Raw genomic sequence first — 21982 nt, forward strand, 5'->3', positions numbered from 1 at the left:
CATTATTATTGTGAAGGATAAAACGAATGAAATACGTATTTGGGTTTATACTTTAGTCTAATTTATGCTGTTGTTTTCAATCCACTCTCGAATCAGTGCAGACTTGGCTTTACCTGTCTTTTGGGCAATGTTTGCAAGTTTTTCAATACATTGCGGTGTTAACGTAAAGGTAGCATGTCGCATACCTTCTGATTTTGCAGGCTTTCTTATCGGCACGACGCGGTCTGTACGAACGTCTTTTAAATCGTTTTTTGCCGCCGATGGTTGCTTTTTATCCACTTTACCTTGGGCATAAAGCAGCGCATCGTCGATAAAATCTTCTACAGTTCGTAGATTGGGCTTAGCTAACGGCTTCGACTTTTTGAGGTTGAGTAAACTCATAAGCATCCTCCACTTTGCCAGCTAGTAGCTCTTCAAACAAGGTTCTTATTTCTGTGGCCGCTTTACCTTCTGGTTCACTCTCAATAACTGACTGCCCTGACTCTTCTGAATCGTCATACATGTTTCTACTAAAAGTAACAGAGTTTAGGACGGGAATACCAAATGAGCGACACACTTCTTTTGCCTCTAGAATACGGTTTGCCAGGCTAGGTAGAGAAGGGCACTGTGTGATAACGAACGCGGCGTTCATTTTCGGGTTAACCATTTTACAGGTAGATAAAATATCTTCCATGTGAGGTACCGTTTTGAGATCGCGACGTTTGGGTCTAAGTGGAATCAGTATATGGTCAGCAACAGCCATTGACGAGCGAAGCGCTAGGTTATCTTGTCCACCACAATCTATTACAACGTAATCGTAATACTGACGCAGGCTAAGTAATTCGTTACGTATTTTACCGTATAACTGAACACAGTTAATTTCAGCGAGACGAGGGTTAGCTTTACGCTCTTGGATCCAGTCTGAGGTCGTTCGCTGCGGGTCACAGTCGACCATTAACACCTTGGCACCTTTTTCAGTGCGAAGATACACTGCAATGTTTTGTGCCAGGCAGCTCTTTCCGCTACCGCCTTTTTCTCCACCAACCAAAATAATCATGGTGATAACCCTCGAATATCGCTTATGTTAAAATACTGAGCGTTACGGTGGGTCGTGAATGGTGTCACGACCGTACCTAACCTCCACTCAAAGCATAGGCAGGCTATCAGCTAGGTTCAGCATCAAAATCGATATTAACGAATGTAAGACAATACCTATTGATTTGTGCAAAAACTCATTCTAGTCTTCTTACTTTATAATTGAGATTACCGATAAGAGGTTGTTATGTCAGAAAGTCGCTTCACTTCCAAAGAAGGCCAAAAAGTACCTAGCGTTTCATTTCCGTGCAGAGAAGGTGAGACGTGGGTAACGAAAACGACAGATGAATTATTTTCTGGCAAAAATGTCGTGGTGTTCTCACTTCCAGGTGCTTTTACACCAACCTGTTCTTCTACCCACTTGCCTCGCTATAACGCTTTAGCGAAAAAGTTTGCGAAGCACGGCATTGATGAGATTGTTTGTGTATCGGTAAACGATACTTTCGTTATGAATGCATGGGCCGCAGAGCAAGAAGCCGCTAACATAACCGTTATTCCCGACGGTAACGGAGAATTTACCGATGGCATGGGTATGCTAGTCGATAAAGCGGATTTGGGTTTCGGCAAAAGAAGTTGGCGTTACTCGATGCTAGTGAAAGATGGCGTGGTAGACAAAATGTTTATTGAACCTGATGTAGCTGGCGACCCGTTTGAGGTGTCGGATGCAGATACCATGCTGGCTTACATTGCGCCAGAGGAGCAAACTAACGCACCTGTTTCTATTATCACAAAACCGGGTTGTCCTTTCTGTGCTAAAGCGAAAAAACTGCTTGATGAAAAAGGCTACGAGTACGAAGAAATAGTGTTGGGTAAAGATGCATCACTAACCAGCTTAACGGCGATTAGCGGTCGTGAAACTGTGCCGCAGGTCTTTATCGGTGGTAAACATATCGGTGGTTCTGACGATCTAGAGGTTTACTTTAGCTAACGTAATATACGTATTAATCGTCACAAGAAACGGGAGCATGGTAAACTGCTCCCGTTTTTTATTAATTATCCGTAGCGGAGAATAATAGTGTCATCGAAGTTTTTTGTAAAAATGCTCATAGGTATTGTTGCGCTTTTAGGTGTAAATATGGCTATAGCCGCAAATTTATCTATACCCGATACGAGCGAAATGAAAAGCAGAAGTTTTTCAGACCTTCAAAATCAGTTCAAAGCATTTTACGAAAAAGAGTGGGGCCAAACCCAGCTGTGTAGAGAAACGGCACTCAATCGTTTTTCGGTATGCAGCAACGTATTGCGCAATGAAGGCAATTCGCCTTTCATGCTGACCAACAAATCAAGCAGCAAGGTGGCAGTGCTTATCCACGGCTTAAGCGACTCACCTTTCTTCATGCGTGAAATCGCCAACATCTTATTTGAACAGGGTTTCACTGTAGTCGTGCCGCTTTTGCCTGGGCATGGTAAACGAGATGCCGACGATGACATGTCTGACTGGGATTTAGCTGAGCGCTGGCAGGGGCATGTTGATGAAGTCATTAAATTGGCTGATAGCATGGGTGATACTTTGCTTGTAGGTGGCTTCTCTACAGGTGGTGCGCTGGCGGTTGAACATTATCTGGATAGTGCAGGAAACGAGGTAAATAATATTGATGGTCTTATGCTATTTTCTGGCGCGCTGGCGCTGTCTGATAATGCTGAAAGTATGTCTCGAATTTGGGGCATTAAACTTTTAGCCAGAATTATTGATGGAACCTATCAAACTCATGGCCCCAACCCTTATAAGTATCCAAATGTGGCAGGTTTAGCAGGGTTGGAATTGATGGATTTAATAAACATCATTCGGGACAAAGTCGAGGAAGGACAGCAAATTGAAGTGCCGCTATTTGCCGCTCATTCTCAAGCTGATGTAACCACGCCAATTCGCGGCATAGAGCAGTTAATGGACGCAAGTAAAGGTCCGAATACCTTTTTCGTTATCGATGAATCGTACGGGTTGTGCCATGCAGATTTAGTTGTGAATACAAGCTTGCTCAATAAAATGAATTTCAACGCAAACATGGTTAATCAGCAAGAAGAGTGTGCGGTACCTAAAGCAAACCCGCTATTTTCAACCATGGGCCTTATGTTGCGAGATTACCTGTCTCAGTTTGAATAATGCGAGATTACCTGTCTCAGTTTGAATAAGTTACTGGGGCCTGTTGATCTCTGGTGTACAACAAAGGTCAACAGGCCCTAGCTTAGCGACATTAACGGCTAGCTTTACTGCTTGGTTACATCACGCTATTATTTCGTTGCACAATAGACAGCAATATTTTGAGTACAGTATTTGAGAAAGTTTCGGATTAGTTTAACGCGCAAACGGTATAGGTCGGCGAATGCAAGTTCGTTTATCCTTACACTGTTTTTAATGGTGGCCCTCGTGTCGTCAGGGAGCGCTGTATCTATCGAACATTCATACGAACATGCCCATTCAATGTCGGTGATGACACCGCAGTCGGATGCTGCTCATGCTAACCATCAGGTTCGAATGCCTGAGTCTGCTAATACACATTGTCAGCACCAAGAATTGTCATCACAACATGCGGATTTAAGTGCTAAAAACAGCAAGAGCAAACCCGCTCAGTTCGACGGCCTACAAGTTAGCGATGCAGGCGTGAATAGCGTGAAAGCATCACAGATGAGCGACATGTCTTGCTGCAAGGATGAATGTAATTGCCCAGCCGATCACTGTTTTAACCTTAGCGCGAGTGCGCTCATTCAGCCTACCGTTGAAACCGAAATATCGGTAGCCAGAATGGCTGCCACTGCACCTATACTGGGGCAGCGCTCATCTCCTCACTTCGGGCAGTTTCGCCCACCTAAGTCACTTTTCACAGCATAGATCTATCTCGCGGATTTATTTCGCAGCAGAGACGTTTTTATGTCACGACGTCGTCTAGTCGTTTTGAGATGTCTCTAATCTTTTATCTATGTAACGCGTGGTAAGCCTTTTTGCTAATTCCCTTTGTCGAATTTAGCGAAGAGCGGGGCAACGTCAACACGCCTTACACCTGAAAAGTGATGTTATACATGAGCAACTATTCGGTACCTAAAAAAGTGAACGAAAGCGCTAACAGACCTTGTAAAGTAAGCGCCTTGTTCGCCTTAATTTTTGTGCTTTCTTCTTTTTTGATGGCTAATAAGCCTGTTGTCGCGCAGACCCTAAGCCTGGAACAAGCGCTGCAGTTAGCTATTCAATACGACCCTTTGCTTAAAGGGAATGCGCATCGAAAGGATCGCTTTAATGCAGAAGCTGAAGCGTCATCATATTGGGCAAATCCACAGGTTTCAGCGTCTGTACAAAACTTGCCTACCGATGGCTTCGCATTTGACCAAGAGCCTATGACGCAATTTAAAGTTGGTTTGAAGCAGCAGTTACCGCGAGGTGATGAAAACCTCTACAGCCAGCAAAAGTATCAGGTTATGGCTGATCAAATGTCGGTAGAGAGCCAAGCGAGAAAGGCGTGGCTTAAACGTGAGGTTACCCTTACCTGGTTAGATTGGGTCTATGCAACACGTCGCATTGGATTATTGGACAAAGAGAAATCATTGCTTACACAGCTACTCGATTTTACTGACTCCAGATACAGCCAAGGCGTTGGTGCAGCGGCGCAACAAGACATACTGCAAGTGCGCTTGGCATTGTTGTCACTAGACGACAAATATGTGCAGGCCTACCAGCAAAAAAATGAAGCGAGATCGGCACTTTCAAAATGGTTTGGTGCGCCGCTAGATGACTCTGTAAGCGCACCGCTGGCTCAATCAACGCCTTCTTATCCAACGCGTATCGAGCTCGATGCTATCTTAAACGACAGCCACCTCAGCCTTTCTTCGTTCTTAACGGTTATTGAGAACAGTGAGCCTTTTTCAATACTACAGCATCATCCTGAGGCTATGCTGCTTCAAATTCAGACCCAGATAGAAGCGCAAAATGTGAACATAGCGCGAGAGCAAACTAAGTCTCAGTGGGCATTTGAAGCAAGTTATGGATACAGACAAGATGCACAAAATGGCGCAAGCCGAGCTGATTTTGTGTCATTGGGTGTTCAAGTAGACCTTCCGTTTTTCAATAAATCTCGTCAAGACGCTTCAATAGCCGCAGCGGCTTCCAAAATGAGTGCGTCTGAAACGGACTTCCGCTTGAAAGTGAACGAGCTTGCCGCGAATGCAGAGGTGCTTAAATCACGCTTGTCAGCGCTAAGTGAGCGCAAAGCGCTTTATGAAACGGCGTTAATTGGTGAAACACGGCAACTTTCTGAAGCTGAACTGACAGCTTATACCACAGACACCGGTGATATCGGTGATGTTGTCAATGCCAATCTCAAGCAAGTACAGGTACAGGATGATTTACTCAAAATCGACATCGAGCGCGCCAGAACATTGGCGTCACTTGCTTATTTGTACCTGCCCACTCACGCCCATTTTTTCGAATAAAGAGTAGTTAATATGACATCTTCAACTCACCCTGCTCCAGATACAAAAAGCACGCTAATAAAAGGTTTGCTAGTAGGTCTGCTATTTGGCGGCCTATTAGCGTTCGGCTTGGCTTCACTATTGTTGTCTGATTCATCAAAACACGGAAATGGCGAAAGTGCCCTTAGCGACGAAACTGATGATAAAGCCCCTTTATATTGGGTAGCGCCTATGGATGACAGCTATCGCCGTGACAAACCGGGAAAGTCGCCGATGGGAATGGACTTGGTGCCGGTATACGCCAATGACGACGCAACATCTGCGAAAAGTAATGAGCGTACGCCTGGTACCGTAATGATTCCGCCAAATGTACAGCACAATATAGGTGTTGAAGTCGCGCCCGTTACCATTGGAGCACTTCAACAGACCGTAACGGCGGTGGGCAACGTTGCTTACGATGAAGATAGCATTGTGCACATCCACCCTAGAGTATCAGGTTGGGTCGACAGGCTTTTCATTAAATCTCAAGGTGAGCAAGTAGAAAAAGGACAGGCACTTTATACCCTGTATTCGCCAGAATTAGTTAGCGCACAAGAAGAATACGTTTTAGCCCTTAAGCGAGGAGACGCACGTTTAATTCAGGGCGCAGCCGAGCGCCTAAGAACGCTGGGGCTATCAAAGAGCGTTATTGAAGCATTGCAAAAAACTAGACGAGTAACACAAACCGTCACATTTAACGCGCCGCAAAGCGGTGTGGTAGAAGCTCTGAATATTCGGGAGGGGTTTTACGTTCAGCCCGGGACAACCTTGATGAGCATCGCACAGCTAGATACGGTGTGGGTGATTGCAGAGGTGCCTGAAAAGTACGCGCAAATCATAGCGCCTCATAATGGCGCTGTGGTTACCCTCGACGAAATGGACCATGGGTCCGATGCTAAATGGGAAAGTCACGTAGAGTATATTTATCCGTCTTTGTCGGAAACAACGCGAACCCTGAAAGTGCGCATACCGCTAAACAATAACAACCACACGTTAAAGCCCAATATGTTTGCCCACGTTGGAATAAAGCCTACTCAACGCAAGGCAGCGTTACTGGTTCCTCGCAGTGCCGTTATTCGCACGGCTGAGGGCGCAAAAGTAGTACTCAGTGATGGCGATGGCAACTTTAAGTCGGTACGGGTAACGCTGGGGCAAAGCGATAGTACACATTTTGAAGTCGTCGAAGGCTTGTTGCCAGAGGATGATGTGGTGGTATCAGCACAATTTTTGATTGATTCAGAGTCGTCGAAAAGCAGTGACTTTGAGCGAATGAAAGCGCCCGATCACCAGGCCACGACAACAGGTACTATTGAGGCAATTGAATTGCCGGCTGACACCGAAACGAATGGCGCTTCGAATAACGCAAAGTTAGTGATCGCTCGCGGACCGATTGAAAAATGGGGACGGGGACCTGCGACAATGTCATTTTCGGTATCAAATCATATTGACTTATCTCAGTTCAGAGAAGGCGACAACATCATGTTCACCTTTGTGACTGGCGAAGAATTCATGGTTATTGATATGCATAAACATAGTGAACATGCGGTGGACAAGGGCATGGTGCATGACTCAGGTCACAGCAATCATAACCATAATGCGGGCGAGCGGAAGGGCGATGGAGAGCAAAGCGATGCCCACGAGTCAATGGTTCACAAGTCGGCAGAACAAAAATCGATAAATCATAAGGAGCATATGCACCATGATTGAATCGGTAATTCGCTGGTCGGTAAACAATAGAATACTGGTATTGCTGAGCGCTATTATGCTCAGTATTGCTGGTGTCTGGGCGGTGAAAAACACCCCCGTCGATGCTATCCCTGATTTATCTGATGTCCAAGTTATAGTGAAAGTAAACTATCCCGGTCAGTCGCCGCAAGTGGTGGAAGATCAGGTGACGTTTCCTCTCACCTCTGCGCTAATGTCAGTGCCTGGCGCACAGACGGTGCGAGGGTATTCATTCTTCGGCGATGCCTACGTATATATAATCTTTGATGACGATACAGACATGTACTGGGCTCGAAGCCGTGTTCTGGAATACCTAAGCCAAGCGTCTTCGCAACTTCCAGAAGGCGTGACACCTCAGTTAGGTCCAGATGCGACAGGGGTAGGTTGGGTTTACATTTATGCGTTGGAGAACGATGCTAGTCAGCCAAATGCGCTAGATGCTGGTGAGTTGAGGGCGTTGCAAGACTGGTTCTTGAAGTTTGAGCTTCAGTCAGTTGAAGGCGTATCTGAAGTGGCGTCTGTTGGAGGGATGGTTAAACAATACCAAGTTATTGTCGACCCTGAAAAATTACGTGCCTACAACATTCAGCCATCCATGATAGAAATTGCCCTTAAACGGGGTAACCGCGCGTCAGGCGCTTCGGTTATTGAAATGGCCGAGGCAGAGTACATGGTTAGTGCGCAAAGCTACATTCAGGGCATTGACGACATACTGTCGTTGCCTACAGGTGTTATCAAGGACGGCGTTAGCATAACGATTAATGATGTAGCACAAGTGGTAGAAAGCCCGTTGATGCGCCGCGGTATTGCTGAACTAAACGGGAATGGCGAAACCGTGGGCGGCATTATAGTTATGCGCTATGGCGAAAACGCAAAAGCCACTATCGATGCGGTTAAAGCTAAGCTGGATTCATTAAAAGCGAGCTTGCCGGAAGGGGTGAATATCGTTCCCGTGTACGATCGCTCCACCCTTATTGATAAGTCCGTCGATACCCTCACCAATAAGCTAGTTGAGGAATTGCTGGTTGTTGGTCTGGTATGCGCTATCTTCTTGTTTCACATACGTTCATCTATGGTTGCGTTAATCAGTTTGCCTATTGGTATTCTCGCCGCCTTTATCGTAATGAAGCTGCAGGGACTTAATGCCAACATCATGTCTTTAGGTGGCATTGCTATCGCTATTGGTGCAATGGTGGATGGCGCTATTGTTGTGGTTGAAAATTTACACAAGCACATTCATCAGCATGCTGTTCCATCAAGTCAGGGAGCCTCAGCGAGTCAAAGGGATTCAGCAAGTCAGGTGGGACCAGGGAGTGCCCAGTCGCAAACATCTTTACCAGCCTCTGCGCCAACATCTGCAAAGCTTTCGGCAGCCAAACGTTGGGAACTGGTGATTAAGTCGACCACCGAAGTTGGCCCAGCTTTATTCTTTGCGCTCCTAATTATAACCGTATCCTTTATTCCTGTTTTTGCGTTAGAAGCACAAGAAGGGCGTCTTTTTGCGCCTCTTGCCTTTACCAAAACCTATGCCATGGCAGCAGCTGCGGCGCTGGCAATTACCTTGGTACCTGTGCTGGCGGGTTATTTTGTACGCGGAAAAATACGATCTGAAGCCCAGAACCCGGTAAATAGAGCTTTAGAGCGCGTATATCAACCATTGCTGACGCGGTTGCTTAACTACCCACTGCTCACTTTGGCGGGGGCATTTTGCTTGTTGCTTTCCATGTACTGGCCGTTAAGCCAACTAGGTAGTGAATTTATGCCCGAACTGGACGAAGGCGATTTGATGTATATGCCTACAACCTACCCGGGTATTTCAGTGGGTAAAGCCAGAGAGCTTTTACAGCAGACGGACAAGCTTATTGCAACCTTGCCCGAGGTTGAAACGGTATTCGGGAAAATTGGACGCGCAGATACGGCCACAGACCCTGCACCATTGACGATGATTGAAACCTTCATTCAGCTTAAACCGAAAGCCCAGTGGAGGGCGGGCATGACCACTGAAAAGCTCAAAGAAGAGCTTAACGCTCTGGTGCAATTTCCTGGGCTGACCAATGCGTGGGTAATGCCAATTAAAACCCGCATCGACATGTTGGCAACCGGGATAAAAACCCCTGTTGGGATCAAGATTGCGGGGCCTGACCTTGCGGGCATTGAAGCCATCGGAAAGGATATAGAGACACTGCTTAAAGACCTGCCCAACACAGCATCAGTTTACGCTGAGCGGGTGGTAGGTGGCCGTTATGTTTATATCGATATCGACAGGCAGTTGGCGGCGCGTTATGGCATGACGATAGACGATGTTCACAGTATTGTGGGCTCGGCAGTGGGCGGCAAAGTGGTTACGCAGTCAGTGGAAGGGCGTGAGCGTTTTCCTATTGCCATGCGTTTTTTACAGCACTACCGCGATACGCCTGAATCTCTAGCATCCATGCCTTTCGTCACGCCAAGCGGTGTTCACATTACCCTTGGCGATGTGGCAACTGTGCGTATTGACGACGGGCCGGCGGGAATTAAAAGCGAAAATGCCCGATTAAATGGATGGGTATACATTGATATCTCGTCAGACTCGGCCACAGGTATTGACTTAGGGGGCTATGTAGATAGCGCGAAACGTCATTTGTCAGAGCACCTCGATTTACCCACTGGATACTCCATCACGTGGGCGGGGCAGTTTGCTTACCTTGAGCGCGCGAAAGCAAAACTGTCGGTGGTTATACCGCTAACGTTAGCCATTATCTGCCTTTTGCTTTATCTGGCATTCAAACGCCTTCGCGATGTGGCACTCATACTTGCTACCTTACCGTTGGCGCTGGTGGGCAGTGTATGGTTGCTTTACCTTCTTAATTTTAATCTGTCGGTGGCGGTAGGCGTAGGGTTTATTGCCTTAGCCGGCGTAGCGGTAGAAATAGGCGTTATCATGTTGGTCTATCTAAACCAATATGTATCAGATGCACTTACTAAGCACGCAACAGAAAATGGCAACATTAAAAAAGATGAGCTTGTTAAAACGGCTATTGTCCATGCCGCCTCGGCAAGGCTTCGCCCTGTGATGATGACATCGCTTTCAATTATTGTGGGCTTATTACCTGTGCTTTATGCCACTGGAACCGGTAGTGAGTTGATGCAGCGAATTGCGGCGCCTATGGTAGGCGGTATGGCGAGTGCACTGGTATTAACGCTGTTGGTATTGCCAAGCGCGTTTTACTTAATTGTGTCACGCAAAAAATAATAGAATTGAAAATACTATAGAGTAGATAAAGCATGGGGAAGCGATAACACGCTTCCCTACGCTTTATTTTTAAAGCATTGTGCGATTAGTGCGCTGCCTCGTGATCTTCCGAATAACCTTCCGCATATTCTTCAACTTGTTGCCAAACGCGTAAAAGGTTTCCGCTCAATATCTTTTCGATGTCAGTACGGCTATAACCTCTATCCAGCAATCCTTGTACTAAGTTTGGAAAACTCGCCACGTCTTTAAGGCCAATGGGTAATGAGTCACCTACACCGTCATAGTCTGAACCAATACCTACATGATCAACACCAATCAGTTTTACCACGTGATCGATATGGTCAAGCACTTCATCAAGGGTTGAATAAGGGTATGGCACTTCTTTGCGATAATTCTCTTCAAAGTTCTCTAGCTTAGGGCTGTCTTCGCCTTCTTTTTCAACCAAGGCTTTGCGCGCTGCAGTAAGGCCACTACGCCACTTGCCAGCTTCTTTAGATACAAAACTAGAACCAAAGTTAATCATAATAACACCGCCATTTTCGCCGAGTTTTTTGATCATCTCGTCGTCCATGTTGCGCTCAAAACCGGGGGTAAAGCGGCGCAGTGAAGAATGTGATGCTATAACTGGCACCTTTGTTAACTCAATAACTTGGTAAAAGGCGTCGTCAGACACATGGGAAATATCTAGCATGATGCCGATGTTGTTCATCTCGCCCACTAAAGTTTTGCCAAACGGGCTAAGGCCTTTCCATTTTCTGCGCAGGTCATACGAAGAGTCAGAAATGTGGTTGGCTTGACTGTGAGCAAGGGTGATGTAGCGAATGCCCCGCTTGTAAAACGCCGTTAGATTCGCCAAGTCACCTTGAATAGGAGAACCATTTTCCATGCCCATTGGCAGTGAAATTAACCCTTTTTCAAATTGGGCTTTTACGTCAGAAGGGCTTTTAGCAATGGCAAATTTATCAGGTGCGCGGGCAACAATGGCTTCTACTGAATCGATGAGCTCATGGGCAAGCTGCGTAGATTCTGGAGAGTTGTCTAAACTAGCAGGCACGTAAATACTCATAAAAGGGGCGTTCAAACCACCAGATACTGCACGAGGGTAGTCGAAGTCGCCGTCCTGCGTGGCTTTAGTGACATCAACCCACTTTTCCTTTACGCGATACGGAACATCAATGTGTCCATCAACAATAATAGTTTCTTGTGCGATCTTGATAGCTTTTTCAGATGCTGAATAAGTAGAGGTCTCAGCAAGTACAGAGTGTGAAGCAAAAAGCGCAGAGATAAGTAATGCGCAAGATGAGAGTGGGAAGCGCCCCTTCATAGAAAATCCTTATTTTGTTTTTTTATCGCTTAGGTCAACAACCGCTAACTTAATAGCAATACGAGACTAAAGGATAATGCGCACTGCGACAATAGGGTTTTACTTGCTATGCATTTACCCCAGATTGCTCTCGCTAAGCCCTAAATTAGTCGATATTGCTCATTTTTAGAGCGCTTGTGCTTGTTTACTTCAAGTTTACATTGCAATAAAAATTTAAAACTTGTTATGGTGAAGACTGCGTGACTTCATTGCGCGAATACGGGATACTCCCAAGCGCTCCGCCAATTATCGATGACTACTATGCATCAGCGCGGCCGACGTAATTTTTTAGTGGCACCCGCTCTTCTCACATAATCAAGCCGGGGCCACAGCTAACAAGTATGAGAAATAAATATGGCTATTAATTTTGTACCGCTAGATAAAGAAAAGCATAAAGACCTAAAGGTTGCGGTAAATACATCTTTCAGCTTTGCGAAAAATACACACCTTGCAGCAGCAACGATCCGTGAATTTGCACAACTAGCTGCGACAATGCCGCTAGTGTTCATTGAAGACACTACATCAAAGCGTCACCACGTTGTGACTATGCTTGGTATGGAACAAGGTCAAAACCTTTTTCTAACTGGCGACAGCTGGAAAGGCCCTCACGTTCCAATGAACATCCTTCGCTATCCATTCGACGTGCGTCCAGACGGCGACAAGCTTGGCGTTTACATTGATGAAAACTCTGACCTTATTTCTGACGAAGGCCAAGCGCTATTCACTGAAGCTGGTGAAGCAAGCGAGTTCCTAGATAACCGTCAGAAATTCCTAGCAGACCTTGCGAATAGCGAAATGCTAACTCAGCGTTTTGTTGCGAAAGTCGTTGAACTGGACCTTCTTGATCCAATTCAAATTCGCCTTACTTACCAAGATGGTAAACAGCGCAATGTTACCGGCATGATGAGCATCAACGAGAAGAAGCTTCTTGAGTTGCCAGAAGAGCAGGTGCTTGAGCTACACAAGCAAGGCTTCCTAGGTGCTATCTACGCAGTAATGATGTCTGTTGGTCAGCTAAACCGCCTTGTTGAGCTTTCTAACGACACAGAAAACCCAATTCGCAGCATGCAGCTTTCTGCGGTTAAAGCAGAAGAAGCAGCACCCGAAGCGGCGCCAAACGCGTAATCGCTCCCTCATTATGAAGTTTAAAAGCCCGCAAAGTTGCGGGTTTTTTTGTACCTAAAATTCACGTTCAGACTTCGTCACGTTTCGTTCAGAAACCGTTAAGTTTTAATGTCTTATCTTATGCGGGCTGGTTATTACAGTTCCCAACACATTTTTTAAGGACAAAAGACATGAACACTAACACTAATAAGCTAAAAACTACGCTAACTGCACTATCACTTATCACGGTTTCAGTATTTACAGTCTCAGCAGCACATGCAGCTACACAAAACGAAGTACAGGTTACCGCTGTCGATCCTGAAGGATTCGATGACAACCTCTACGGTGCAAGGTATGTGCGCTACCTAGAAGAAGTTAGCGGAAACAGCGGCGCTTACCTTATAAACCCTTATCTTCAGCGTGTATCGAGTTTATCTGGTGGTTACGCCAATTTAGATGGAGCCGACTTTTTTAATCTTGGAGCGACGTTTTACATCGATGAAAACTTAATGTTAGCAATCGAAGGGGTTCATAGGAAATGGAACAATGGCTATGGCGAATCTGATAGCACCGACATAAATGCTAAGCTGGGTTACAACTTATCACGTGAGTGGCAAGTTGGCGCAGGTTTGACTTATCAGCACTTCAGCACTGAATATGCCTTCGAAGATGACGTGTTTGAAGCTAGCGGTAACGAATCTTCTGCATTAATTTTTACTCGTTACACAACTGTTGGAAAGGAGGGTAAAGGCTGGGACTTTATGGCCGAGTATATAGCTGAAAGTAATGACGTTTTTTATGGCTCAGCTCGTTACTTCTTCAATAAAGGTTTCAGTGTTGCTGGCTTGTTCACCTATTCAGATGCGCCAGACGGCTTTGTAAATGAAAAGGCTGTTGGAGTAGCACTCGATTATTGGGTCAATGAACAGTTTTCAATATCAGCAAGCTATGAAACGGATATTGATGGGGAAGAAAGCAGTGACGTTGCTTCACTTTCAGCATCCTATCGTTTCTAAGTAAGAACTCCCTGATTATTGCTATGCGTTAGCACGCGTTGATGTAAATGCAGTGAGTTAGCACTAGTCGTGTTAACTCACTCGTTTTTTAACGTGCTGATGTGGCGCAGCTGTTTGAATTACGACTCAGCATACGCGCAATACCGCTGAAAACAGCGTTAAACATAATCGTGAGATCTCGCCGCTTATTTACAGTCAAAAACAGCAGTTCATCGATTAATTACACCTTTATTTTTTCTCACCTGAATATTTTTTAATCTTTTTTACACGCCTAATCATACACTTCCTAAAAACACTGTATATCCAACCAGTTTAAACCCAGTGTTTATGCGGCCTTCACGCCTTTTTTCTACTTGACAGTGGGGATCATTGATACCTAAACTGTATCTCAGTGGGTAAATGTGGCGAATTGTGGATCAAATCATCATCACTTTGCAGATTAGTACTCAAAAAACAAGAAAACCAAGAGCAAATAATAAAAGGCTAGGGGAATGTTCCGCGGCGCTAACGCAATCAATCTGGATACAAAAGGCAGACTGGCTATACCGACGAAGTATCGTCAGTCGCTGCTGGATGATTGTCAGGGACAACTGGTCTGCACAGTCGATACACAACAAAGTTGTTTGCTACTTTACCCACTTCCCGAATGGGAAGAGATTGAGCTTAAACTCTCTAAGCTTTCAAGCATGATCCCAGCCGAGCGTCGCTTGCAGCGATTGCTACTAGGTTATGCTTCTGAAGGTGAGATGGATAAAAGCGGGCGCATTCTTGTTCCTACTCCACTGCGAAGTTTCGCAAAACTCTCAAAAGAAGTCATGTTAGTTGGTCAGTTAAACAAATTCGAAATTTGGGATGCCGATATTTGGGCACAACAAGTTGAAGCTGATATAGACACCGAACGCAAAGGCGAATTTGAACTTACCGAACGATTACAGGACTTTTCTCTATGACGCAGCCTAGCGAATTTAAACATATTTCAGTATTACTTGATGAATGCATTGAAGCCCTAGCGATCAAACCGAACGGTATCTACATTGACGCCACTTTCGGCCGTGGGGGGCACTCAGCACATATTTTGGATGCATTGGGCGAACACGGGCGACTCATCGCCTTTGACCGTGACCCGCAAGCAATCAAAGCGGCAGAACGTTTCGCCGATGATAAGCGTTTTAGCATTATCCACTCACCGTTTGGTGATATGGCAGAAGAAATCGAAGCGCTGGGACTAACCGGTAAGATTGACGGTGTGCTTATGGATTTGGGGGTGTCTTCACCTCAGCTAGATGATGCCGAGCGTGGTTTTAGCTTCCTTCGTGACGGCCCGCTGGATATGCGTATGGACACCTCACGTGGACAAAGTGCTGCAGACTGGTTGGCTAACGCCGAAGAACAAGACATTACGCAGGTTATTAAAGAGTTTGGCGAAGAGAAGTTCGGCAAACGCATAGCCCATGCCATTGTAAACACGCGCAAAGAAACACCCATCACGCGCACAGCTCAGCTAGCCAAAATTATCGACGAAGCGGTTCCTGTAAAGGATAAGTTTAAACATCCGGCAACCCGTGCATTCCAAGGTATTCGCATCTACATCAATGCGGAGCTGGAGCAACTTCGTGTTGGCCTTAAAGCCGCGACACAGGTGTTGGCGAAAGAAGGTCGTCTTGCCGTTATTTCGTTTCACTCGCTTGAAGACCGTTTAGTAAAACGCTTCATTAAGGATCAAAGTAAAGGTAAATCAGTACCACACAACTTACCGATTACTCAGGCTGAAATAGATGCAGATAAAGTGTTAAAAGCCTTGGGCAAAGCGATAAAACCTTCAGAACAGGAGATTGCGAACAACGTTCGCTCTCGCAGTTCGGTATTACGTGTGGCAGAAAAGTTATGACCAAAGCCTCGCCAGACAAGGCCAGCACTAATTTTAAATTACTGCTAATAATTGTTTCAGATTTGACCCGCAACAAGTTGCGGGTTTTGTTGTATTTAATGGTTATCACAAGTGCCATGGCAGTGACACTAAGCAGTCATCACAACAGACAGCAGGTCATTGCCCTTGAAGACCTTATGCAAGAGAAAGATGAGCTTGATGTCGAGTGGCGTAACCTCGTGCTTGAGCAACGCGCGTTGACCGAGCATAACCGCATAGAAAACCTGGTTGAAAAACAGTTAGAAATGTACCGTCCAACCGCAGACGATGAAGTAGTGGTGAAGTTAAAATGAGTACAACAGCACTTTCTCGCCAACGTAAAAAAACCGGTGCAAAACAAAATGTCACTCCAAGCTTAGTGCACTGGCGCTTTGTCGTTGTGCTTGTTGTTATTATGCTAGTTTTCAGCGTGCTAGCCGCCCGTGCAGCCTATATTCAAGTTATTGAGCCAGACGAGCTAATTCAACAGGGCGACAACCGCACACTAAGAACCCGTGACATGCCAACCTATCGCGGGCTCATTACCGATAGAAATGGTGTTGAGCTGGCGGTGAGTGTGCCTGTTCGGGCCATCTACGCAGACCCTAAGGTTATCCATGAAAACAACGGCTTCGAGGAAGAGCGCCGTTGGGAAGCGCTGGCAGATGTACTGCGCCAAGACGTCAATGAACTCAAAGAAAAAGTGGCAAACCCCAAACGCCGCTTTGTTTACTTGCAGCGTCAGGTGTCGCCTGCCATGGCAGAGTACGTTGATAAACTGGACATTCCAGGCATTTATCTTCGCCGTGAAAGCCGCCGCTACTATCCTACAGGCGAAGTTTCAGCGCAGTTAATCGGCGTAACCGATGTTGATGATACAGGGGTTGAAGGCTTGGAGCGCATGTATAACGAGTGGCTAACGGGCACGCCGGGTTCTCGTAAAATACGCCGCGATGCGAAAGGTCGTCAGGTAGAAATCTTGGAAACAAAATCAGGCGAAAAAGCCGGCGACCTGCAGCTGACTATTGATCAGCGTATTCAGGCACTTGCTTATAAAGAAATTAAAGAAGCCATGATTTATTACCAATCAAGCTCGGCTTCCGCCATTGTCATCGATGTAAAAAGCGGTGATGTATTAGCCATGGTGAATGCACCGTCGTTCAATCCGAATGACAGAAGCGATATTTCTGCGCACAGAATGCGTAACAGGGTTATTACCGATGCGTTCGAACCAGGCTCGGCGCTAAAACCGCTGGCCGTCCTTACTGCATTAGAGTTCGGTGAAGTGGAGCCTGAAGACTCAGTAAACACTCATCCAGGATGGATGCGATTAGGCGGCAGCCTAGTAAAAGATTCGCGCAACTACGGCGAACTAACGCTAGAAGAAATTATTCAGCATTCCTCAAATATGGGGACGTCGAAGCTGGCGCTTTCTGTGCCGAAACAGTTCCTGCTGGATACCTATTACAATATGGGCTTAATGAGCGATACCGGGCTTAATATGGCGGGTGAGAGTAGCGGTATCTTTCATGAGCGCAGCCGCTGGTCTGAATTTGAGCTAGCCACGCTGTCATTTGGATACGGCATTTCGGTTACCACTGCACAGTTGGGGCGTCTTTACGCAACGTTGGCGAACGGCGGTATTAAAACACCGCTTAATGTCATCAAGTCGCCAGAGCAACCTTCATGGCAGGCTCAATCTGAGCGGGTGATCAGCGAAGAAAACGCTAACGCTATTGTTCAAATGATGGAAAGCGTAACCCAGCGTGGCGGCACAGCAACAAAAGCGTCGGTACCAGGTTATCGCGTTGCTGGGAAAACAGGAACAAGCCGAAAAGCGGTGGCCGGCGGGTACGGCGAAGAGTACGTCAACATTTTCGCCGGTATCGCACCTGTGTCTGACCCCAGGCTAGTAACTATTGTATTGATCAACGAACCTGGCGGCGATTTATATCACGCTGGGGATACCGCTGCACCTGTCTTTTCATCAATTATGGGTGGCGCACTGCACATGTTAAACGTTACGCCCGATGACAAGCAGGTTACATCTAGCCGCTTATTGAAAGGAGGTCAAAGTGGTAGTTAGTGCCTTTATTCAAAGTATAAAAGCTTTATTGGCGAAATTTGGTGTAGACGCCCCAGATATCCGCATTGAAGGTTTAACGCTAGACAGCCGAGAAGTGAATACACGCTTAGCGTTCTTGGCAATTAAGGGCCACGAACGCGATGGTCGAGATTTTATACCCCAGGCAATAAGTTTAGGGGCCCGTGTAATTCTGGCGCAAACTGAAGACAGTAGTGCCCATGGTCAGATGGAAATGCGTGACCACAGCGTCATTATCTCGCTGTATGAATTACCACAAATGCTCTCTGCATTAGCTGCTGCATTTTACGACTACCCTGCTCAGAAAATGACGACGGTAGCAGTGACAGGGACAAACGGAAAAACCTCTACAGTTCAATTGCTTACCCAGCTTAAGGATGCGTTAGGTACACGTAGTGCAAGCATCGGAACTCTAGGGAGCAGTGTGTTTGAAGGCGATGAAACCCAGTGGTCGAACACGCCGGCAGCAAACACTACGCCCGATGCCATACGTATGCAGTATTTGTTGGCAGACTTTGTGCAAAGTGAAGTGCGCCATACGGCCTTCGAAGCAAGTTCTCACGCATTGGTTCAAGGTCGGCTTGGTACAGTAAAAACCGATATCGCTGTTTTCACCAACCTTACTCGAGATCATCTCGATTACCACGGCACCATGGAAGAGTACGGCAAAGCCAAGCGCTTGCTGCTTCAGCAGCCAGGTTTAAAGGCTGTGGTATTAAACGCTAATGATGATGAAAGTAAGAAGTGGGATGGTGCAGCAGATAAGTCGATTACACGCATCTGGACAGGTATAGACGAAAGTGGTCAGGATGGAAGCGGTGAAAGTGAGTACTTGCGAGAGCATAACAATCCTCAAAGTCGCCATTGTTTCGCCACAAATGCTTCTTATCATGCAGGTGGATGTAGCTTTGAACTGGTGAGTTCGTGGGGAAGCGCTGCTATTTCGCTGCCACTATTCGGAAAGTTCAATATCAGTAATGTATTGAGTGCTATAGGTACGTTACTCGCTGAAGGTGAGCGTTTTGATGACGTGGTTAACGCGGTAAATGCAATCACGTCTGTACCCGGGCGAATGGAAGTTTTCCCTGTAACGGGTGCGGCTAACTTGGTGGTGGACTACGCGCACACACCAGACGCTCTGGAGAAAGTGCTGTTAAGCGCCAAATTCCATACAACGGGCAAAGTGTGGTGTGTGTTTGGCTGTGGCGGGGACAGAGACAAAGGCAAGCGACCGTTAATGGGGCAGGCTGCCGAGGTTGGTGCTGACGCTATTGTGATCACCACAGATAACAGTCGCAGTGAAAGCCCTGAATCTATCGCCGAGGATATCATTGCGGGTTTGAAAAACCGTGAGCTGGCAGTGTCTATTCCCGATCGCGAGCAAGCTATTCGTCATTGCCTTGAGCATGCGCATGAAAGCGACATCATCATCGTGGCCGGAAAAGGCCATGAAGATTACCAAATTATCGGTGACAAAAAGACTAACTATAACGAACGTGCAGTTGTGGCGCGACTGCAACAGGAGTACAGCAAATGATAACAACAACGCTGTCATGGATAGCCGAAAAGGTTAATGGAAAATTATTGAAAGGCGCTGCTGACGTTGAAGTGTCTGCAGTAAGTACCGATACCCGCACCCTAGAAGATGGCGCAGTTTACTTGGCCTTGAAAGGTCCGAAATTTAACGGCCATGATTTTATTTCAACGGCGGAGAAAGCGGGAGCAAGTGCAGTTATTGCCAGTGAAGACGTAGCAACCTCGTTACCTGTCATCATGGTTGAAGATACCAAAGAAGCACTTGGTCTATTAGGTGCGGCAGTAAAAGCTTATGTGGCACCCAAAACGATTGCGATTACCGGAAGCAGTGGCAAAACCACCGTAAAGGAAATGTGTGCCGCTATTTTGGAGCGAAGAGGCAATGTATTAGCCACAAACGGTAACTTCAATAATGATATCGGTGTGCCGCTAACCCTTCTACGCCTTGAACCTCAGCATGAATATGCAGTGATGGAGTTAGGCGCAAATCACATTGGTGAAATCGCCTATACCACGAACCTTGTTAAGCCGGACGTCGCGACTATCGTAAACGCCGCCGCTTCTCATCTAGAAGGCTTTGGAAGTTTGCTAGGTGTAGCGCGCGCCAAAAGTGAAATTTTTAAAGGCTTAGGCAGTGACGGCGTGGCGGTAGTCAATGTTGATAGCCAGTTTTCTGAATTTTGGCAAGGCAAACTTAAACAGACCAAAACGCTAACGTTTTCGCCCCAGCAGAAAAACGATGCTGACTATAGAGCAGAAGATATCACCATTGGGCTAGATGGGTGCGCCGCATTCCACTTGGTTTGCCCGCAAGGAGATATGTCTATTCAGCTTACTATTCCTGGCGTTCACAACGTGGGGAATGCCCTTGTCGCTGCGGCATTAACGCTGCAAGTTGGCGCAACATTAGAAAACGTACGCGACGGCTTACTTGCCATGAAGCAGGTCAGCGGGCGCTTGAATGTAAAACAACTCACCGAACAGGTTCGCCTGTTAGATGACACCTACAACGCCAACGTGGCGTCTGTAAATGCGGCAATTGATACGCTAAGTAGCTTTTCAGGCATTCGCGTTCTTGTTCTGGGCGACATGAAAGAGTTGGGTGAAAAGGCGCGTTTTTACCACGAGCAGGTGGGGGAATACGCTAAACAAAAAGGAATTAATTACCTGTATACCATGGGTGTTTTGAGTCAATCAGCCAGTGCTGTGTTTAATGAAAATGGTGGCCATTTCAGCGATGTTGAAAGTTTGTTGGCCGCAATGGAGAGTGATTTGTTAGTGCAGCAGCGCGATATTTCAATTTTAGTTAAAGGTTCACGCAGTTCCAGAATGGAACGTGTGGTAGAGGCGGTAGAGGCCTCTGCGCTGGGAAAGCACGATAGCCGTCGGGAGCGAATAGCATGTTAATTTGGCTAGCCGACTGGCTGACACAATTCGATTCAGGGTTTAACGTATTTTCATACCTTACCCTTCGTGCAATTTTAAGCACGCTGACCGCATTGCTTATTGCCATTCTTATTGGCCCTAAGATGATTCGTTATTTGCAGCGTATGCAAATTGGTCAAACTGTACGAGACGATGGCCCGCAAAGCCATTTGTCAAAATCAGGCACACCCACTATGGGCGGGTTACTTATACTCGCAGCAATTGTAGTAAGCGGCCTGCTTTGGGCTGACCTGACTAACCGTTATGTGTTGGTAACCCTTACCGTGGTTGTGGCCTACGGTATTATTGGGTTTGTTGACGACTACAGAAAAGTGATCCGCAAAGATTCGAAGGGGCTTATCGCCCGTTGGAAATATTTCTGGCAATCTGTGGTTGCGTTAGGCGTCGCATTCTATCTATACAGCAGTGCAACAATAAGCGCTGAAACCTCACTACTGGTGCCTTTCTTCAAAGAAGTGTTCCCGCAGTTAGGTGCGTTCTTCATCATTATTACCTACTTTGCCATTGTAGGCACAAGTAACGCGGTAAACCTTACCGATGGATTGGATGGGCTTGCCATTGTGCCCACTATATTGGTGGCAGGCGCATTTGCCATTTTCGCCTATGTGACAGGTAATGCGAACTTTGCTGAATACCTGAATATTCCTCATATTCCGCTTACCAGCGAACTGGTGATTGTGTGTACCGCCATGGTCGGTGCAGGCTTAGGCTTTTTATGGTTTAACACGTATCCGGCACAAGTATTTATGGGTGACGTTGGCTCACTAGCGCTAGGCGGCACACTAGGTGTGTTAGCTGTATTAGTGCGCCAAGAACTCGTGTTAATCATCATGGGTGGTGTTTTTGTTATGGAAACCCTGTCGGTCATCCTTCAGGTAGGTTCTTACAAATTGCGTGGCCAGCGTATTTTTCGTATGGCGCCTATTCACCATCACTATGAATTGAAGGGCTGGCCAGAGCCGCGCGTAATAGTGCGTTTTTGGATCATTTCAATCATTTTGGTGTTGGTGGGTCTTGCTACCCTCAAACTTAGATAAGC

Annotated in this window: 18 protein-coding genes; 15 read left to right on the plus strand and 3 right to left on the minus strand. The window is 46.4% G+C overall.

Annotated elements, in window-relative coordinates:
* Positions 1 to 57: 57 nt before the first annotated feature.
* Together MHM87_RS08375 and MHM87_RS08380 are read right to left on the minus strand one after the other, a co-directional pair.
* Positions 58 to 381: a hypothetical protein gene (locus MHM87_RS08375; protein ID WP_014950448.1), complete on the minus strand. Its 324-nt coding sequence runs from the start codon at positions 379 to 381 to the stop codon at positions 58 to 60.
* Positions 341 to 1036: an AAA family ATPase gene (locus MHM87_RS08380; RefSeq protein WP_014950447.1), complete on the minus strand. Its 696-nt coding sequence runs from the start codon at positions 1034 to 1036 to the stop codon at positions 341 to 343. The genes MHM87_RS08375 and MHM87_RS08380 overlap by 41 nt, the downstream gene beginning before the upstream one ends.
* Positions 1037 to 1261: 225 nt before the next feature.
* On the opposite strand from MHM87_RS08380, the gene MHM87_RS08385 reads away from it, so the two are divergent.
* The 6 genes from MHM87_RS08385 (at position 1262) to MHM87_RS08410 (ending at position 10468) form a co-directional block, all read left to right on the plus strand.
* The gene (locus MHM87_RS08385) at positions 1262 to 2002 is read left to right on the plus strand and encodes a glutathione peroxidase (protein ID WP_239245192.1); all 741 of its coding nucleotides are present in this window, start codon (positions 1262 to 1264) and stop codon (positions 2000 to 2002) included.
* A gap of 84 nt (positions 2003 to 2086) precedes the next feature.
* Positions 2087 to 3175 carry an alpha/beta fold hydrolase gene (locus tag MHM87_RS08390; protein WP_239258663.1) on the plus strand — a complete coding sequence of 363 codons (1089 nt, stop codon included), beginning with the start codon at positions 2087 to 2089 and terminating at the stop codon, positions 3173 to 3175.
* Positions 3176 to 3439: 264 nt separating this feature from the next.
* Positions 3440 to 3901 carry a hypothetical protein gene (locus tag MHM87_RS08395; protein ID WP_239258580.1) on the plus strand — a complete coding sequence of 154 codons (462 nt, stop codon included), beginning with the start codon at positions 3440 to 3442 and terminating at the stop codon, positions 3899 to 3901.
* A gap of 188 nt (positions 3902 to 4089) precedes the next feature.
* Entirely contained in the window at positions 4090 to 5493 is a 1404-nt protein-coding gene (locus MHM87_RS08400; RefSeq protein ID WP_239258582.1) for a TolC family protein, read from the plus strand.
* Between the two features lie 12 nt (positions 5494 to 5505).
* Positions 5506 to 7218 (plus strand): efflux RND transporter periplasmic adaptor subunit, encoded by a 1713-nt coding sequence (locus MHM87_RS08405; protein ID WP_239258584.1) that lies wholly within the window; start codon positions 5506 to 5508, stop codon positions 7216 to 7218.
* Positions 7211 to 10468, plus strand: a complete 3258-nt coding sequence (locus tag MHM87_RS08410; protein WP_239258586.1) for an efflux RND transporter permease subunit — start codon at positions 7211 to 7213, stop codon at positions 10466 to 10468. Before MHM87_RS08405 ends, MHM87_RS08410 begins: the two co-directional genes overlap by 8 nt.
* A gap of 85 nt (positions 10469 to 10553) precedes the next feature.
* On the opposite strand, the gene MHM87_RS08415 is transcribed toward MHM87_RS08410, so the two are convergent.
* On the minus strand, positions 10554 to 11792 hold the full coding sequence (locus tag MHM87_RS08415; RefSeq protein WP_239258588.1) for a dipeptidase: 1239 nt from the start codon (positions 11790 to 11792) through the stop codon (positions 10554 to 10556).
* A 393-nt stretch (positions 11793 to 12185) separates the two neighbouring features.
* Between MHM87_RS08415 and MHM87_RS08420 the strand changes: the two genes are divergently transcribed.
* From MHM87_RS08420 to mraY, 9 genes are all read left to right on the plus strand, one after another.
* Positions 12186 to 12956, plus strand: coding sequence for a SapC family protein (locus MHM87_RS08420; protein WP_014950439.1), 771 nt, complete (start codon positions 12186 to 12188; stop codon positions 12954 to 12956).
* A gap of 170 nt (positions 12957 to 13126) precedes the next feature.
* The gene (locus MHM87_RS08425) at positions 13127 to 13951 is read left to right on the plus strand and encodes a hypothetical protein (protein WP_239258590.1); all 825 of its coding nucleotides are present in this window, start codon (positions 13127 to 13129) and stop codon (positions 13949 to 13951) included.
* Between the two features lie 491 nt (positions 13952 to 14442).
* The gene (gene mraZ, locus MHM87_RS08430; protein WP_012519465.1) at positions 14443 to 14901 is read left to right on the plus strand and encodes a division/cell wall cluster transcriptional repressor MraZ; all 459 of its coding nucleotides are present in this window, start codon (positions 14443 to 14445) and stop codon (positions 14899 to 14901) included.
* The gene (rsmH, locus tag MHM87_RS08435; protein WP_014950437.1) at positions 14898 to 15839 is read left to right on the plus strand and encodes a 16S rRNA (cytosine(1402)-N(4))-methyltransferase RsmH; all 942 of its coding nucleotides are present in this window, start codon (positions 14898 to 14900) and stop codon (positions 15837 to 15839) included. Before mraZ ends, rsmH begins: the two co-directional genes overlap by 4 nt.
* Positions 15836 to 16171, plus strand: a complete 336-nt coding sequence (ftsL, locus tag MHM87_RS08440) for a cell division protein FtsL (protein ID WP_131138155.1) — start codon at positions 15836 to 15838, stop codon at positions 16169 to 16171. Before rsmH ends, ftsL begins: the two co-directional genes overlap by 4 nt.
* Positions 16168 to 17943, plus strand: a complete 1776-nt coding sequence (locus MHM87_RS08445; RefSeq protein ID WP_014977227.1) for a peptidoglycan glycosyltransferase FtsI — start codon at positions 16168 to 16170, stop codon at positions 17941 to 17943. Before ftsL ends, MHM87_RS08445 begins: the two co-directional genes overlap by 4 nt.
* Positions 17933 to 19498: a UDP-N-acetylmuramoyl-L-alanyl-D-glutamate--2,6-diaminopimelate ligase gene (locus tag MHM87_RS08450; RefSeq protein WP_110288237.1), complete on the plus strand. Its 1566-nt coding sequence runs from the start codon at positions 17933 to 17935 to the stop codon at positions 19496 to 19498. The genes MHM87_RS08445 and MHM87_RS08450 overlap by 11 nt, the downstream gene beginning before the upstream one ends.
* The gene (murF, locus tag MHM87_RS08455; protein ID WP_239258592.1) at positions 19495 to 20904 is read left to right on the plus strand and encodes a UDP-N-acetylmuramoyl-tripeptide--D-alanyl-D-alanine ligase; all 1410 of its coding nucleotides are present in this window, start codon (positions 19495 to 19497) and stop codon (positions 20902 to 20904) included. Before MHM87_RS08450 ends, murF begins: the two co-directional genes overlap by 4 nt.
* Positions 20898 to 21980 carry a phospho-N-acetylmuramoyl-pentapeptide-transferase gene (gene mraY / locus MHM87_RS08460; protein WP_014950432.1) on the plus strand — a complete coding sequence of 361 codons (1083 nt, stop codon included), beginning with the start codon at positions 20898 to 20900 and terminating at the stop codon, positions 21978 to 21980. Before murF ends, mraY begins: the two co-directional genes overlap by 7 nt.
* Positions 21981 to 21982 lie beyond the last annotated feature (2 nt).

This window comes from Alteromonas sp. Cnat3-28 (assembly GCF_022348265.1).
GTDB classification, from domain to species: Bacteria; Pseudomonadota; Gammaproteobacteria; order Enterobacterales; family Alteromonadaceae; genus Alteromonas; species Alteromonas macleodii.